Origin of the sequence: uncultured Eubacterium sp. (genome assembly GCF_945980375.1) — a bacterium.
Lineage (GTDB): Bacteria > Bacillota > Clostridia > Oscillospirales > Acutalibacteraceae > Eubacterium_R.
Genome location: NZ_CAMFQO010000033.1, coordinates 1 through 16,272, shown reverse-complemented (window position 1 = coordinate 16,272; position 16,272 = coordinate 1). Strand labels below are relative to the sequence as shown.

Genomic DNA, 16,272 nt, shown 5'->3' with positions numbered 1-16,272 from the left:
ATAGGAGTCCGTCTCGTGGGCTCGGAGATGTGTATAAGAGACAGACATAAAGAGCTTTATAATAAATAGCTTTGCGGTCTCGAGTGCAACAGATTCGAGCATTAACTTAAGCTCTTATCCGGAGTGCTATAATGTTTCTGTCAAAAACAAAAAATATGCCTCGTATGACGGAGCGATTTTTAACAAGGATATGTCAACGCTGATTGCTTTCCCATGCGGCAAATCGTTTGAAAACTATAACGTTCCCGACGGCGTCTGCGTTATTGGTGATTATGCTTTTGGCTGCTACAACGCCGATGAAACAATTACCGTTCCCGACGGTGTTACGGCTGTTGGTAAATATGCTTTTGCAGGCAGTAAATCCATTAAGAATGTTTACATTCCAAGCAGTATAAAAAGCATTGACGAGTACGCCCTTGCATACAGCGAAGCACTTGAAAATGTGACCTTTGACAGCAATGTTGAGGTGCCTATATTGGAATACACGTTCAGGGATTGTAAAATGCTCAGGAATGTTTCGTTCGGCAAAGATTGTAAAATTGAAGAGCTTGTTTGCACGTTTTATAATTCGGGAATAGAAGCAATAGATTTGAACTGCGGTGCAAGGGTGATTAACACAGCCTTTTGTGAATCGTCATTAAGAGAAATAACCCTGTACGACGGAATGACACATATCGGTCCACATGCTTTTGCCAAAACCCCGATAGAAAAAATTGTTGTTCCAAGCACGGTTACATTAATTGATTACAGTGCATTTGAAAACTGCAAAAGCCTGTATTACGTCAATTTGTCAAATGTTCAGGGCATAGGACAGTCCGCTTTTCTAAATTGTATATCGCTTGAAAGCATTGACCTAACGGGTGTATATTACATTGACGGGTACGGTGATTGCTATGCATTTTATGGATGCAATAACCTAAAGAAGCTTTATTTTACCGCAGAGGAAAAGGAAGCATATATAGCAGAAAACGAATTTCAAGGCAACGAAAGCGTTGAGGTAGTTGTTATAGGTAACAGTATTAACGAAATTCAGGACAGAGCCTTTGCAGATTGCTCTAATCTCCAAATCGCTCTTATTGCCGACGAGGTCGATAATATTTCAGACACTGCATTTGAAAACTGTGAGCTTTTAACAATTGTTTGCATGGACAATTCTCCTGCAATGTTCTATGCACAGAGAAATGACATTCCTTACGAAACATTTGTTATTGCACCTATATCTGACCAGTATTATACAGGCAAGCCTATCACTCCTGTCCTTGATGTTAAACAGGCAGGAAAACAACTTATGGTTGATAAGGATTATTCTGCTGTATACAGCAATAATATCAATGTCGGTGTTGCCATGGTAGCAGTAGCAGGCTTGGGTGATTATTCAATATTTGGAACAACTGCAAAGTTTAATATTGTTAAAAATAACAATAACATTCCGTCAGCACCAAATAATCCACCGGATAACAATCAAAGTATTGATGCTCCGAGTAATCTCCCAACAAATAATAATCCTGTTGCATCAAATGACACTGAGTTAAAGAAGGACAGCAGTTCAAAATCCAACTCTGTTAATTTAGCAGGTGGTATATCAGGCACCGACTATTCAAAAGCTTCTGTATCAAATAATGACGGTAAAAACAGTGCTGCCGAGTCAACTGATAATAACACATCAAATGTTGAAGACATCACAAATACAGAAACCGAAAATACAATTGATACAGATACCAATCAAAATCCAAGTGTTAATACAGAGGCTGCTAATGATAAAGAAAAAGATAATTTGTTTGTAAGATTTTTTAAGGCAATTGCAAAATTTTTCAAATCAGTTTTCAATATAATTAAATCTTGGTTTTAATAACAAATAAGAGCGATGGAGTTTATCCATCGCTCAGACTGTCGATAAAGTGGGCTGAAACACGCCATATAAATTAAACAAACCGATTTGAGCCTCACTTGTGTAAAGGGAGGTGGCAACGCGTATGCGTTGACGGAGGGATTGTAAAAGCGGCTTAGACATCGAATCTAAGCCGCTTTTGGCGTTTTTCGCCTTTTGCTCGGTCGAGGTACCCTCGTACATCTTCCCTCGCAAAATGCAAAATTCAGCTCCATTTCTCAACAATCTACCAGCGTGTCTATATTGTATTAGCCAAAGTATCTCTTGAGAAGGCCCTCGAATGCCTTACCGTGTCTTGCTTCGTCACGAGCCATTTCGTGAACTGTGTCGTGAATAGCGTCGAGTCCCTGCTCCTTAGCCATCTTTGCAAGCTCAAACTTGCCCTTTGTAGCACCGTTTTCGGCAGCAACTCTCATTTCGAGGTTTTTCTTTGTTGAGTCTGTGATAACCTCACCGAGAAGCTCTGCGAACTTTGCAGCGTGCTCTGCCTCTTCGTAAGCAGCCTTTTCCCAATAAAGACCGATTTCCGGATAGCCCTCTCTGTGAGCAACTCTTGCCATTGCAAGATACATACCAACCTCGGTGCATTCACCGTTGAAGTTCTCTCTTAAGCCCTTGATGATTTCCTCATCAACGCCCTGTGCAACGCCTACGATGTGCTCTGCAGCCCAAGCCATAGCCTCGCCCTCTTCTCTTACAGCCATCTTAGCCTTACAGATTGGGCAGATGTCGATTGGTTCGTCACTTTCGTAGCCACATACAGGACAATAGTATTTTTTTTGCATAGTTTTTATCTCCTTAAATTAAAATTTGTTATTTACATTCAGGGCAAATGCCACTGTAATATACATCTCTTGTTTTGATTTCAAAATCATTAATGCTGTCGCATTTGATATTGTCGATGTCAAAATCAAAAATTTTGTTACATTTGATGCACCTAAAGTGCCCGTGCAGGCTGATGTCTGCGTCATAGTGCACACGCTCGCTGTCTATCTTAACCGATAGAATTAATCCCTCCTGCTCTAACGATTGCAATACATTATATATAGTCGTTCTCGAAATTGAGGGGTTGGAGCTGAGCATATATCGGTATACATCCTCAACATCGGGGTGAGTGGGATGCTCACACAAATATTTGTATATTTCAATACGCTGCGGTGTGGCTCTGTATGAATGGCACTTGAATATGCTTTTAATAGTTTCAACTGTCATTTTGTCACCTACACTGTAATGATTACAATGTAATTATACATAACATCATACTGTTTGTCAACATTTTTTTGAGATGTTATATTTTTTATACGATATTGTTAAATAATTATCAATCTATTGTTAATTTTGACAAAGTTTAACATAACACATTGACAAAAAGTTAATTATCTATATAATGTAATACATACGTTGAAAAAGCGATATATAATTAAACTATAAGAGAGGTAACTATTATGGCAAGAGTTTACAACTTCAGTGCAGGTCCTTCAACCCTACCTGAAAGCGTGCTTCAAAAGGCAGCAGCAGAAATTATGGATTATAAGGGCAGCGGACAGTCTGTAATGGAGATGAGCCACCGTTCAAAGTGGTTTGATGATATTATTAAGGAAGCAGAGGCTCTTATGAGAGAGCTTTATAAGGTTCCCGACAACTACAAGGTATTGTTCCTTCAGGGTGGTGCATCGGCACAGTTTTCTGCTATTCCGCTCAATTTTATGAACGGTTCGGGCAAGGCTGATTATATCATTACAGGTCAGTGGGCAAAGAAGGCATTTCAGGAGGCTCAAAAGTACGGCGACGCTGTTGCCGTTGCTTCATCGGCAGACAAGACCTTCTCATATATTCCAAAGACAAAGCCTGAGGATTTCAGAGAAGACGCAGACTATGTGTATATTTGTATGAACAACACAATCTACGGTACTGTTTACAAGGAGCTTCCTCCTGTTGGTGACAAGGTACTTATTGCAGACGTATCATCATGTGCATTGTCAGAGCCGCTTGACATCAGTAAGTTTGGCGTTGTTTACTTTGGTGCTCAAAAGAATGTTGCACCGGCAGGCTTGGTTGTTGTTATTGTTCGCGAGGATTTGCTTGGCAACGCAAGAGATATTTGCCCTGTAATGATGAACTACAAGGTACAGGCAGACGCAGATTCTCTTTACAACACGCCTCCGTGCTGGACTATTTATATCTGCAAGCTTGTGCTTGATTGGATTAAGGAGGAGTTTGGCTCGCTTGACGCTATGAAGGCTCATAACGAAAAGAAGGCAGCAATCCTTTATAATTTCCTTGACAATTCACAAATGTTTAAGGGTACTGTTGTTCCTGAGGACAGAAGCCTTATGAATGTTCCTTTTGTAACAGACAGCGACGAGCTTAATGCAAAGTTCATTAAGGAGGCAACAGAGGCAGGCTTTGTTAACCTTAAAGGACACAGAACAGTAGGCGGTATGAGAGCTTCTATCTACAACGCAATGCCAATCGAGGGCGTTCAAAAGCTCGTTGAGTTTATGGCAGAGTTTGAAAAAAATAACAAGTAATTTGAGGTAAGTATATAATGTATAATATTAAGCTATTAAATAAGATTTCCAATGTCGGTCTTGCAAAGTTTGATACAAAGGAATTTGCATATGCAGATGATATTGAAAATCCCGATGCCATTATGGTGCGCTCTGCATCAATGCACGATATGACAATGCCCGAAAGCCTGCTTGCAATTGCAAGAGCAGGTGCCGGCACAAACAACATCCCTGTTGCAGACTGTGCAAATCAGGGTATTGTGGTTTTCAACACTCCGGGTGCAAATGCAAATGCTGTTAAGGAGCTTGTAATTCTCGGTATGCTTTTGTCATCGCGTAAGGTTACAAAGGCTATTGATTGGTGCAAAACAATTAAGGACGAGGGTGACAATGTCGGCAAGACAGTAGAAAAGGGCAAGTCTGCATTTGCCGGCCCTGAAATCAAGGGCAAAACTCTTGCTGTTATCGGTCTCGGTGCTATCGGCAGACTTGTTGCCGAGGCGGCTCTTGATTTGGGCATGGACGTTATCGGCTATGATCCGTTTCTTCCTGAGGACGCTGTTCTTAAAAAGGGTATAATCGTAAATAATAATCTTGATGAAATTTTCCCGCAGGCTGATTATATTACAATTCACGTGCCGCTTACACCCGACACAAAGTATATGATTAACCGCGAGACTATTGATAAGATGAAGGATACTGTTCGTATTATGAACTTTGCCCGCGGCGATCTTGCCTGCTCGGCAGATGTTGTTGAGGCTCTTGACGATGGCAGGATGGCTTGCTATGTTACCGATTTTCCGGATGCAACACTTATCGGTGTTGACGGCGTAATTGCTATTCCTCACCTTGGCGCCTCAACTCCGGAAAGCGAGGAAAACTGTGCTGCTATGGGTGCACAGGAGCTTATTGATTATCTTCGTGACGGCAACATCAAAAATTCCGTAAATATGCCAACAGTATTTATGGCAAGAGGCGGAGTTGCAAGAGTAACCGTTATCCACAAAAATCAGCCTAATATGATTGCTACTATCACAGATACAATCTCTAAGGACGGCGTAAACATTGGCTCCTTTGAGGATAAGAGCAGAGGCGATATCGCATACTCAATCATTGATTGTGACAGCGAGGTTTCCGACGCAGTCGCAAAGGACATTGAGTCTATTGACGGAGTAATTCGTGTAAGAGTAATAAAGTAAAACAAAAAAATAAGCACCCTGAATTTTTTAATTCAGGGTGCTTTTTGTTTATAATCTTGCTTCTAAACGATAAATCGGATAGCCCTGCGAGGAAAATCTTGCCTCGTATTCAGTGACTATATTGCCCTCAAAATCGCTGTTGTGCAGGTCAAGGCTTATGTTAGACAGCTTAAAGCCGTTTTGCGTAAAGCTTTCAATGGAAAATTCAAAGAAGTGCATATTGTCTGTTTTTTGAAAAATTGCCGCGTCCTCTGTCATAAGCTCCTTGTATATACCCAAAAATCTGTCAGCCGTCAGTCTGTGGCAGGCGTGACTCTTTTTGGGATACGGGCAGGAAAAGTTCAAAAAGATAAGCCCTATGCTGTGTGCAGGTAAATACGAAGGCAGGTATTCTGCCGCACAATCCAAAAACTTAATATTTGTCAGCTCGGCGTCCTTTGCCTTTTCACAGGCCGTGCAAATAACGTCCCTTACCTTTTCAACGCAAATAAGGTTTATGTTTGGATTTTGCTTTGCGTATGTTACGCCAAAGGTGCCCATTCCGCAGCCAACCTCAAGGTAAACAGGATTGTCGTTGCCGAAAAGCTCCTTTAGGTCTAAAAGATGCTTTTCGTTTTTTACATCGTTAAAGTTCAGACTTTCGTTTCTTAATGTAATAAGATAATCCTGAACAGCCTCAAGTCTTTGCTCAAGATTTTTCTTGTGTCGCATTCTCATATTTTTTACCTATCCTTTATGATAACTTGATTTTGCAGTATATTTTTACACATTCAAGAAAAGCATACAGTATTGCGTAAAGCACTGCCTGATGCCCAAGATAAAACCAAAGGCTGTTTCGTCCTACAAATGCAAGAGGCCTTGAATGTTTTTTGTATGCCCATTTCGGAAGCCTGCCGTCTTTTACATATTCACCGAGAAAAGCTCCCGCAAGGAACATAAACAGCCAAGGTATGATTGAAAAGTAATCTGCACTTTCAAAGCTGTCGTTAAATATTCCGAGCGGCATAAGCAGATTTGATGACGGGGCAGGGAGTTTAATTAACCCAAATAGCAACTCACCGGAATTTATGCCATAGGTTGATGCAAAAAGTATTATGCAAATAAGTGCACCTATTTTTGCATTGGTTCTTTTTATCAGAGGAATTGCTATGCCTGTAATTATCATACAGCTTCCAAGACAATGCAGTATGCCGAAATATATTTCTGCGTTGTATATCCCCAAAAGCTTTGGCATAATTACTGCTGTTACAAGTGTAACAACCATTCCTGCACATAGTACAGTTACACCGCGCTTAATTGTATTGCGTGACAGGCGCGAGCATATGCCTGATATAATGATAAAGATTGCCAAAAAGATAGGCTGTACCGTGCAAAGCTTGTTGAATATTGTGTAGCCCCACTCCAAATCAAGCACATCGCCTACATCCAAAAAGAAATGATGCACTATCATTGCAATTATCGCAAAGCCTCGAAGTTCATCAAGCAATTCTATTCTTTGTTTTTCTGCTTTCATTTTTTACTCCAAAGTATTTATATGTATAATATATATCATTCAAAAAAGATTGTAAATATAATTTTTATATGTTATTATGTAATCAAATACACAAATGAGGTATTATTGATGAAAATATATAATGTTATGCAATACGGCGCAAAGGGTGACGGCAAAACAAATGATGCCTTTGCGATTCAGCATGCCATTGATGATTGCTGTAAAAACGGTGGCGGTCAGGTTGTGCTTCCATCAGGCAGAGTGTTTTACAGTGATTCAATTAAGCTAAAGACAAATGTTGATTTGCATATTCAAAAGGGTGCAAGGCTAAAGGCGACAGGCAATATTGACGGCTATATCCGTCCTAATAAGCTCATTAATGACCCCAAGACTGCACTTATCGGTAACCCGGTAACAGGTAAGCCAAGCTTTGTTTTTATCTATGCGTACGAGGCTGATAATTGCACCATCAGCGGTGAGGGAACCATTGATGCAAACGGACACGCCTTTGTTCAACGCAAGGACAGGTATTATGTTACGGGTGACTTTTATCCGCGTCCTACTGTTATTTATGTTGAAAAAAGTAACCATATAACCTTTAAGGAATTTACCGTTGTTGACGCACCGTTTTGGACCCTTCATCCTGCCGGCTGTGATGATGTGCTTATTGACAGAATACGCATACTCAACGATTTGGATGTAGCAAATTCGGACGGCATTGACCCTGACCATTGCAGTAATGTAAGAATTTTGGGCTGTCACGTTACCTGTGCCGATGACTGTATCTGTCTTAAGGCAAGCAAGGGCAATGCAGAATACGGACCGTGCGAAAACATAGTTATTGACGGCTGTACTCTTGTCTCTACCTCTGCGGCAATAAAGATTGGCACAGAGGGAGTCGGAGATTTCAAAAATGTAATCGTGTCAAACTGCGTTATTTCAAAATCAAACCGTGGACTTTCCATACAAATCCGTGACGGCGGATGTGTAGAAAATGTTACATATTCGAATATAATTATTGAAACACGCAGATTTTGTCCTGATTGGTGGGGAACGGCAGAGCCAATTGTCATCACAACCTTTAATCGTGACGAAAATACAAAAAGCGGTACAATCAAAAATATCCGTTTCTTTAATGTTACCGCCAAGGGCGAAAACGGTGTTCTTATCCACGGCAACGCAGAAAATATTATTGAAGACGTTACATTTGAAAATTGTCAAATAACACTTACCAAAACATCAAAGTGGGATTGCGGATTGTATGATTTGCGTCCTTGCCTTGATTGGGGCGTTGAAAAATACGACAACTCGGCGTTCTTTATTCGCTACGCAAAAAATGTACTTATAGAAAAAACAAAAACAAACTGGGGCAATCTTTGCGACAGCTATAAACACGCCATTGATGCCGAAAATGTAGAAAATCTTGAGCTTGTAAGGTTTAGCGGAAAAGCCGCCTCTCCCGTAGAAGAGGATATTAAGCTAAACAATGTAAAACTCGTTAAATAGTTGGGAGGATAATATTATGATACAAATGAAAGGATACAAGATTAATACTCTTGAATTTGAAAATAAGGTTGATAACGGCACACAGCTAAAGCTTCAAAATCAGGTTAAGTATAATGTAAATTATATTGATACAGAAAAAAGATGCTTCGGTATTTTGAGCTTTAGGGTTGCCGATGCAGATATGCAGCCGTTCGAGATTAAGCTTGAGCTTGTTGCAGAGTTTACATTTGAGGATAGCGATGAAAAGCCCGATATTCACGTGGATTCATTTGACCAAATCTTTCCGTTTGTCCGCCAAATTATAAACAACACAACATCAATGGCAGGTATGCCCGGCTTGATGATACCTATGATGAAGCTTAACAGGGACACCGTAGCTGTCGGCAAGCCTAATAACGATGATGAGGGAATGTTGAATTGATGGCAGATTTGTGTGATACCTGTTGGTATAATGTATATGACGAGGAGGACGGGCAAAGCTATTGCGACCTTCAGCTTGATCAGGACGAATACGGCAAGCTTCTTGAACGTCAGCGACAGGGAAAGCCCTGCAAATATTACCGCAGGGACGTCGGTGAATACGGAATTGTCAGAAAACAAAATTAAATATGTTTTGTGTACGCATCACTTTTTTCGTGGTGCGTATTTTTTTAACATTTGTGTTGACTTTTGTATATAATGTGGTATAATACAAATGAACATATGAATAGTTGTTCATATGTAATTGGGAATTATCGGAGGTTATTTTCGTGAAAAAGACATATAGTATTGAAGTTGATTGTGCAAATTGTGCTAACAAAATGGAGCTTGCGGCACGCAATGTTAACGGTGTTGCCGATGCAAACATAAGCTTTATGACTCTTAAAATGAATGTTGAGTTTGAGGATGGCGCAGATGAAAAGGCAACAATGAAGCAGGTGCTTAAGGCTTGCAGAAAAATAGAGGATGATTGCGAAATATATTTTTGATAGGGTGACATTATGACAAAAAAGCAAAGGAAAATGCTTATAAGAATAATCGTAAGCTCATTGTTGTTTTTGAGCCTTGTTGTATTTGAGCATTTTTATGCGGTGCCAAACAGATTTTTGAGGCTTGCACTTTATATGGTGCCGTATTTGATAATATCGTATGACATTTTGAAAAAAGCATTCAAGGGAATAGTAAACCGTCAGGTGTTTGATGAAAACTTTTTGATGGCGGTGGCGTCGCTTGGCGCCGTTGCTCTTGCCGTGTACGAAAACGGCTCATATAAGGAAGCCGTTGCGGTAATGCTTTTTTATCAAATCGGTGAGCTGTTCCAAAGCTATGCCGTCGGAAAAAGCAGACGAAGCATTGCGGGCCTGATGGATATTCGTCCCGATTATGCAAACCTTGAGCTTGACGGTAATATAGAGCAAGTGAGTCCTGATACAGTTGAGGTCGGCTCAATAATCATTGTATCGGCAGGTGAAAAAATCCCTATTGACGGAGTACTTGTTGAGGGAAGCACAACCCTTGATACATCTGCTCTGACGGGTGAAAGTCTGCCGAGATCGGTTATCGTCGGTGATGAGGTGATAAGCGGTTGCATCAATCTTTCGGGTACCGTTAAAATTCGCACAACAAAGGAATTTGGCAACTCAACGGTATCAAAAATCCTTGAGCTTGTTGAAAATGCTTCGTCAAAAAAATCAAGAAGCGAAAGCTTTATTACACGTTTTGCAAGGTATTACACTCCTGCCGTTTGCATAGGAGCAGTAGCCCTTGCACTTATTCCTCCTGTTGTAAGCCTTGCGCTCGGCAATCCGTCAAATTGGATTACCTGGATATACAGAGCATTGACCTTCCTGGTTATCAGCTGTCCCTGTGCACTTGTTATTTCGGTGCCGTTGTCATTTTTTGCCGGTATCGGCGGAGCGTCACGCGAGGGTATTCTTGTAAAAGGCTCAACCTATATTGAGAGCTTGTCAAAGGTGAGTATTGCCGTGTTTGACAAAACGGGTACGCTGACAAAGGGCAGCTTTTGCGTAACAAATATTAATCCTGTTGATATTGAGCCTGAACGGCTTATTGAGCTTTCAGCTTATGCCGAGGCTTATTCATCACATCCAATAAGCAAATCAATCAAGCAGGCATATGGCAAAGAGATTGATTTTGTCCGTATTGATGATGTTAAGGAAATCAGCGGCAAGGGTGTAACGGCAATCGTTGACGGCAAGCAGGTTGGGGCAGGTAACGGCAAGCTTATGGATGAGCTTTGCGTTTCCTACACCCCGTGCAACGATGTGGGAACTGTTGTTTATGTTGCAGTTGACGGTGTGTACAAGGGTTCGGTAACCATTGCCGATGAGCCTAAGGAAACCTCAAAGCAGGCAATTGCCGAGCTTAAAAAAATCGGTGTAAAAAATACCGTAATGCTGACAGGTGACGCCGATGCTGTTGCAAAGGATGTTGCAAATCACCTTGGTATAGATGAAGTGCACAGCGAGCTTTTGCCGTCGGATAAGCTTGCTATCGTTGAGCAAATGCTCAAGAAAAAAGACAGCAGAGAAAGGCTTGCCTTTGTCGGTGACGGTGTAAATGACGCTCCTGTTTTGTCGGGTGCCGATGTGGGTATAGCAATGGGCGGTCTCGGCTCGGATGCCGCTATCGAGGCAGCTGATGTTGTTCTTATGGATGACGATCCGTTAAAGCTTGTAAAGGCTATCAGGCTTTCGTCAAGATGTATGCGCATAGTAAAGGAAAATATCATTTTTGCTCTGGGCATTAAGGCTTTGTGTCTTGTTCTCGGAGCAGTGGGCATTGCCAATATGTGGCTTGCTATTTTTGCGGATGTAGGTGTTATGGTTATTGCTGTGGTAAATGCTATCAGAGCAATGTACACCAAAAAACTGTAAAAAATACTTGAATATTATTTTTAATGGGGTTATCATAGTTATATAGATTTTGAAAGGACTCCTGTGTATGAATAGCAAGGTTGAAAAAAGAAGAGCATTTCTTATAGATTTTGCTTTTGTGGCAGTACTGCTTGCACTTATATATGTGTTTTTTAAGTATCTGTTCTGGATTGCGGCACCGTTTCTTTTGTCGTTTTTCTTTGCCGTACTTTTGCAAAAGCCTCTAAGGTATCTGGATAAAAAAACAAATCACAAGGCACATTCGTTTTGGGCTATATTTCTTGTGATTGTATCAATAGCGGTTGTAATAGTGCCTGTTGCACTTATACTGACCTCTGTGTTCGGTAAGATTTCTGCATTTATCGGCTACGTGTCAGAGCAACTCAGTGATATTTCGTCGTTCCTGTCAACGATTGAAAATTGGTTGCTTAATGCAATTCAGTTTTTGCCCAAGGGAATTTATGATTCGGTTTCAGGCAGTATTACGGATTTGTTCGATAAGCTCCAGCCAAATGCCGTGGAGGGCGCTGCTTCCTCTGCCGGTCTGCTTTCAAGCTTGGATTTGGGCAGCCTTACGAGCAAGCTTACCTCGGGTGTGTCTAACGTATATTCAGTTGTTAAGGGTGTGCCGTCAATTCTTATCGGTGTAGTTATCGGCTTGGTTGCATGGATTCTTTTCACAAAGGATTACGATTATATTGTAAGATTTATTCAAAACCAGCTTCCCGATGACAAAAAGGGTGTGCTTGTTGAGTTTAAGCAGGTGTTCTCAAAAACAATCCTTACAATGTTTAAGGCATACGGCATAATTATGTGCATCACATTTTGCGAGCTGTTCCTCGGATTTTCAATAATGAGTCTGTTTGGAATTATGAACAACAGCTATTTTGCAATTATTGCTCTTGTCATTGCCGTATTTGATATTTTGCCTGTTGCAGGCTCGGGCGGTATTCTTATCCCTTGGTCGTTGTTCTCGCTGATATACGGCAATTATAAGCAGGCAATCGGCTTGATTGTTTTGTATATAATCATTACCGTAATAAGACAGTATATTGAACCGAAAATTGTCGGTACCTCTCTGGGAGTTCACCCGATAGTAACACTTATGGGACTGTACTTTGGCTTAAAGCTTTTCGGCTTTATAGGAATGTTTATTGTTCCACTTACGGTTATGACTCTTAAAGCGTTTAATGACGCAGGAAGAATAAGTATCTGGAAAACATCAAAAAACCAATAATTACCAAATAGGACTGCTGATAAATGGTCTGAACCACGCCAAAAGAGAATATACTTGGCTCCCCTTATTGTAAGGGGAGCTGTTGAGCGAAGCGAAACTGAGGGGATAAAAAACAGATTGAACATCGAGTTCAATCTGTTTTTGGCGTTTTTCGCCTTTTGCTCAGTCGAGGTACCGATGTACATCTTCCTTCGCAAAATGCGAAATTCAGTTCCATTTCTCAACAGCCTATCAGCATGTTTAATACACCACTTGTTTTTTCGACACACAAATGAGGGCTTGCGGTAGCCCTCTTTATTTATTATTTTTTACAAATTATAAAATAACACTTGCCAAATGGATTTATTTGTGATAATATATGAAAAGTGTTTTTCACAGTAATACAACTGTCCTTAGGTGGTGGACACAATGGCAAAAATAAAATATCTGCTTGTGGATATGTCGGTATTGCCCGATGTGTATGCAAGGGTGATAGAGGCAAAGGGATATTTGCAATCGGGCGAGGCTGCGAATTCCTCACAGGCTGCAAAGATGGCAGGTATTTCCCGCTCGGCATACTATAAATATAAGGATAAGATTTTTGAGTATAGCGAGCAGGGTGACGACGCCTTAACCATCAATGCAAAGCTAAAGGATAATGCAGGTGTTTTAAGCTCTGTTATGAACGAGCTTTATCTTGCAGGAGCGAATATTTTGGCGGTTAATCAAAGCGTACCGGTAAATAATATTGCAGATGTATCTATCACCGTAAGATTTTCGGATGCACAGCAGATTACTGATGATATTATTGAAACAATAAAGAATGTTGACGGTGTCAAAACCGCTGAATTGGTATAGGAGGGTAAAAAATGAAGGTAGCAGTTATGGGCTACGGAACAGTAGGTTCCGGTGTTGTAGAGGTTATCGAAACTCACGATAAGAGTATAAAAAATCGCACGGCAGGCGAGGCATTACAGGTTAGCCATATCCTTGATTTGCGCGATTTTCCGGATGATCCTCACGCAGATTTGTTTACAAAGGATTTCAACGATATTCTTAATGACCCGGAGGTTAAGGTTGTTGCCGAAACAATGGGCGGAGTAAATCCTGCCTTTGATTTTACGATGAAGCTTATTGAGGCAGGCAAAAGTGTTGTTACCTCAAATAAGGAGCTTGTTGCTCAAAAGGGCTTGGAGCTTCTTGAGGCGGCAGAAAAAAACGGTGTTAATTATTTGTTCGAGGCAAGTGTAGGCGGCGGCATTCCTATTATCAGACCTATGGCTCAATGCCTCACCGCAAACAATATTGAGGGTGTTGCAGGTATCCTTAACGGTACAACAAACTTTATCCTCACAAAAATGATTGAGGACGGAATGACCTTTGACGATGCCCTTAAGCTTGCGCAGGATAACGGCTATGCAGAAAAAGACCCGACAGCAGACATTGAGGGCTTTGATGCTTGCCGTAAGGTTTGTATTCTTGCATCTCTTGCATTTGGCAAGCATGTGTATCCTAATCAGGTCAGGGCAGAGGGTATCACAAAAATTACTCTTGAGGATGTGGAATATATCTCATCTGCTGACGGTGTAATTAAGCTTCTCGGTCAAATCAAAAAGCTTGACGATGAAAAAATTGCGGCATTTGTCAGCCCTGCAGTAGTTTTTCACGGCTCACAGCTTGCAAGTGTAAACGGTGTGTTTAATGCTATTCTTGTTCGCGGTGATGCTGTCGGCGACGTTTGCTTTTACGGTGCAGGCGCAGGAAAGCTTCCGACCGCTTCGGCTGTTGTTGCCGATATGGTAGACTGTGCCGTTCATGTTGAAAGAAGAAAGAATTTCGGCTGGGGTGCAGGCGCAGAGGACTATGTAGTAGATGAAAAGCAGTGCCTTGAAATGCCGTTTTATGTAAGAGCAAAGGCAAGCGAAGGCGAGGTTATTGCAAGGTTTAATGATGTTAAGTTCCTTACAAGACAGGGCAAGCCTTCAAATGAGGTTGCCTTCATTACCGATTCAATGACAGAGGCTTCATTGGACAGCAAGCTTGCAGGTATTGATGTTATCAATAAAATTAAGGTAACAAATTATTAATTTGTAGCAAATATGTTTTAGGAGGAAAATTATGTCACTTATTGTTCAAAAGTTCGGTGGCTCATCAGTTGCGAATGCCGAGCGTGTTATGAACGTTGCAAGAATTGTAACGGACACATACAAGGCAGGCAATGACGTTGTAGTTGTTGTTTCCGCACAGGGCGATACAACCGATGATTTGATTGAAAAGGCAAATGAAATAAATCCAAAGGCAAAGAACAGAGAGCTTGATCAGCTTCTTTGCGCAGGAGAGCAGATTTCTATTTCTCTGCTTGCAATGGCTATTGAGTCATTGGGCTTCCCTGTAATCAGCCTTTTGGGTTGGCAGGCAGGCTTTAATACAAACTCTGTATACGGCTCTGCAAGAATTAAGAACATTAAGCCTAACAGATTGCAGGCAGAGCTTGCAAGACACAATATTGTTGTTGTTGCAGGCTTTCAGGGTATCAACAGATATGACGATCTTACAACCCTCGGCAGAGGCGGCTCCGATACATCGGCTGTTGCCATTGCCGCAGCTCTTCACGCAGATAAGTGTCAAATCTTTACCGATGTTGAGGGTGTTTACACAGCCGATCCAAGAAAGGTTGATAATGCTCGTAAGCTTAAGGAAATTACTTATGACGAGATGCTTGAGCTTGCAACCCTCGGTGCGCAGGTGCTCAATAACCGTTCGGTAGAAATGGCAAAGAAATATTCAGTAGAACTTGAGGTTCTTTCATCACTTAACCCAATTCCGGGTACTATTGTTAAGGAGGTAGCAAAAATGGAAAAAATGTTAATCAGAGGCGTTACAAAGGATAAGGATGTTGCTCTTGTATCCGTTTTGGGTGTTAAGGATAACCCGGGTGTTGCGTTCAACATATTCTCAAAGCTTTCACAAAAAAATATTAATGTAGACATCATTCTTCAGTCATTCGGCAGAGATAACACAAAGGATATTGTGTTCACCGTCAGCAAGGAAAACGGACCTGTTGCCGTTAGTCTTCTTGAGGAGTCATCACATCTTCAGGATGCAAGAATAGTTTGCGACACAAACGTTGCAAAGGTTTCTATTGTAGGCGCAGGTATGGAATCACATCCGGGCACAGCTACAAAGATGTTCGAGGCTCTTTACGAAAGAGATATTAACATCAGGATGATTTCCACATCAGAAATTAAGATTTCGGTTATCATTGATGCAGAGGATGCGGACAGAGCAGTATCTGCCGTGCACAATGCATTTATTCCTAACGATTAACAGCAGTTTTTTACTGTCGATAAAGTGGGCTGAAACACGCCATATAAATTAAATAAACCGATTTGAGCCTCCATTGTGTAAAGGGAGGTGGGTGCGATTTATCGCACTCGGAGGGATTGTAAAAGCGGCTTAGACATCGAATCTAAGCCGCTTTTGGCGTTTTCCGCCTTTTGCTCGGTCGAGAAATCAGGGCTCCCAACAAGCTTTAGTTTGTTGGGAAGAGGAGAAACATATGAAGCATAGTTACAAAACTGTGTT

General features: G+C 41.2%; 16 protein-coding genes. 12 read left to right on the top strand and 4 right to left on the bottom strand.

Features of this window, described 5'->3' with window-relative positions; all coding sequences use genetic code 11:
- Positions 1–190 precede the first annotated feature (190 nt).
- Positions 191–1,849 (top strand): leucine-rich repeat domain-containing protein, encoded by a 1,659-nt coding sequence (locus tag Q0P34_RS07700; protein ID WP_294955127.1) that lies wholly within the window; start codon positions 191–193, stop codon positions 1,847–1,849.
- 287 nt (positions 1,850–2,136) lie between these two features.
- On the opposite strand, the gene Q0P34_RS07695 is transcribed toward Q0P34_RS07700, so the two are convergent.
- Both Q0P34_RS07695 and Q0P34_RS07690 read right to left on the bottom strand, forming a co-directional pair.
- A complete protein-coding gene (locus Q0P34_RS07695; RefSeq protein WP_294955126.1) occupies positions 2,137–2,673 on the bottom strand; it encodes a ferritin family protein in 537 nt (178 codons plus the stop codon).
- A gap of 28 nt (positions 2,674–2,701) precedes the next feature.
- Positions 2,702–3,100 carry a Fur family transcriptional regulator gene (locus tag Q0P34_RS07690; protein ID WP_294955124.1) on the bottom strand — a complete coding sequence of 133 codons (399 nt, stop codon included), beginning with the start codon at positions 3,098–3,100 and terminating at the stop codon, positions 2,702–2,704.
- Positions 3,101–3,333: 233 nt separating this feature from the next.
- Between Q0P34_RS07690 and serC the strand changes: the two genes are divergently transcribed.
- Together serC and Q0P34_RS07680 are read left to right on the top strand one after the other, a co-directional pair.
- Complete coding sequence (gene serC / locus Q0P34_RS07685) at positions 3,334–4,419, top strand: 3-phosphoserine/phosphohydroxythreonine transaminase (RefSeq protein WP_294955122.1); 1,086 nt, start codon at positions 3,334–3,336, stop codon at positions 4,417–4,419.
- A gap of 17 nt (positions 4,420–4,436) precedes the next feature.
- Positions 4,437–5,597 (top strand): phosphoglycerate dehydrogenase, encoded by a 1,161-nt coding sequence (locus Q0P34_RS07680; RefSeq protein ID WP_294955120.1) that lies wholly within the window; start codon positions 4,437–4,439, stop codon positions 5,595–5,597.
- 48 nt (positions 5,598–5,645) lie between these two features.
- Here Q0P34_RS07680 and trmB read toward each other — a convergent pair whose 3' ends face one another.
- Together trmB and Q0P34_RS07670 are read right to left on the bottom strand one after the other, a co-directional pair.
- A complete protein-coding gene (gene trmB / locus Q0P34_RS07675; protein ID WP_294955118.1) occupies positions 5,646–6,314 on the bottom strand; it encodes a tRNA (guanosine(46)-N7)-methyltransferase TrmB in 669 nt (222 codons plus the stop codon).
- A 16-nt stretch (positions 6,315–6,330) separates the two neighbouring features.
- Positions 6,331–7,110, bottom strand: a complete 780-nt coding sequence (locus tag Q0P34_RS07670; protein ID WP_294955116.1) for a heparan-alpha-glucosaminide N-acetyltransferase — start codon at positions 7,108–7,110, stop codon at positions 6,331–6,333.
- Positions 7,111–7,218: 108 nt separating this feature from the next.
- Here Q0P34_RS07670 and Q0P34_RS07665 point away from each other — a divergent pair, with 108 nt between their 5' ends.
- From Q0P34_RS07665 to Q0P34_RS07625, 9 genes are all read left to right on the top strand, one after another.
- On the top strand, positions 7,219–8,595 hold the full coding sequence (locus Q0P34_RS07665; RefSeq protein ID WP_294955114.1) for a glycosyl hydrolase family 28 protein: 1,377 nt from the start codon (positions 7,219–7,221) through the stop codon (positions 8,593–8,595).
- A 16-nt stretch (positions 8,596–8,611) separates the two neighbouring features.
- Positions 8,612–9,016 (top strand): hypothetical protein, encoded by a 405-nt coding sequence (locus Q0P34_RS07660; RefSeq protein WP_294955112.1) that lies wholly within the window; start codon positions 8,612–8,614, stop codon positions 9,014–9,016.
- Positions 9,016–9,201: a DUF6472 family protein gene (locus Q0P34_RS07655; protein WP_294955110.1), complete on the top strand. Its 186-nt coding sequence runs from the start codon at positions 9,016–9,018 to the stop codon at positions 9,199–9,201. Before Q0P34_RS07660 ends, Q0P34_RS07655 begins: the two co-directional genes overlap by 1 nt.
- A 143-nt stretch (positions 9,202–9,344) precedes the next feature.
- Entirely contained in the window at positions 9,345–9,563 is a 219-nt protein-coding gene (locus Q0P34_RS07650; RefSeq protein ID WP_294955108.1) for a cation transporter, read from the top strand.
- Between the two features lie 12 nt (positions 9,564–9,575).
- On the top strand, positions 9,576–11,471 hold the full coding sequence (locus Q0P34_RS07645; protein ID WP_294955106.1) for a heavy metal translocating P-type ATPase: 1,896 nt from the start codon (positions 9,576–9,578) through the stop codon (positions 11,469–11,471).
- A gap of 67 nt (positions 11,472–11,538) precedes the next feature.
- Positions 11,539–12,708 (top strand): sporulation integral membrane protein YtvI, encoded by a 1,170-nt coding sequence (gene ytvI, locus Q0P34_RS07640; protein WP_294955104.1) that lies wholly within the window; start codon positions 11,539–11,541, stop codon positions 12,706–12,708.
- Between the two features lie 408 nt (positions 12,709–13,116).
- Entirely contained in the window at positions 13,117–13,545 is a 429-nt protein-coding gene (locus tag Q0P34_RS07635; protein ID WP_294955102.1) for an ACT domain-containing protein, read from the top strand.
- An 11-nt stretch (positions 13,546–13,556) separates the two neighbouring features.
- Positions 13,557–14,774 (top strand): homoserine dehydrogenase, encoded by a 1,218-nt coding sequence (locus Q0P34_RS07630; protein ID WP_294955100.1) that lies wholly within the window; start codon positions 13,557–13,559, stop codon positions 14,772–14,774.
- 31 nt (positions 14,775–14,805) lie between these two features.
- A complete protein-coding gene (locus Q0P34_RS07625; RefSeq protein WP_294955098.1) occupies positions 14,806–16,014 on the top strand; it encodes an aspartate kinase in 1,209 nt (402 codons plus the stop codon).
- The last annotated feature ends 258 nt before the right edge of the window (positions 16,015–16,272 follow it).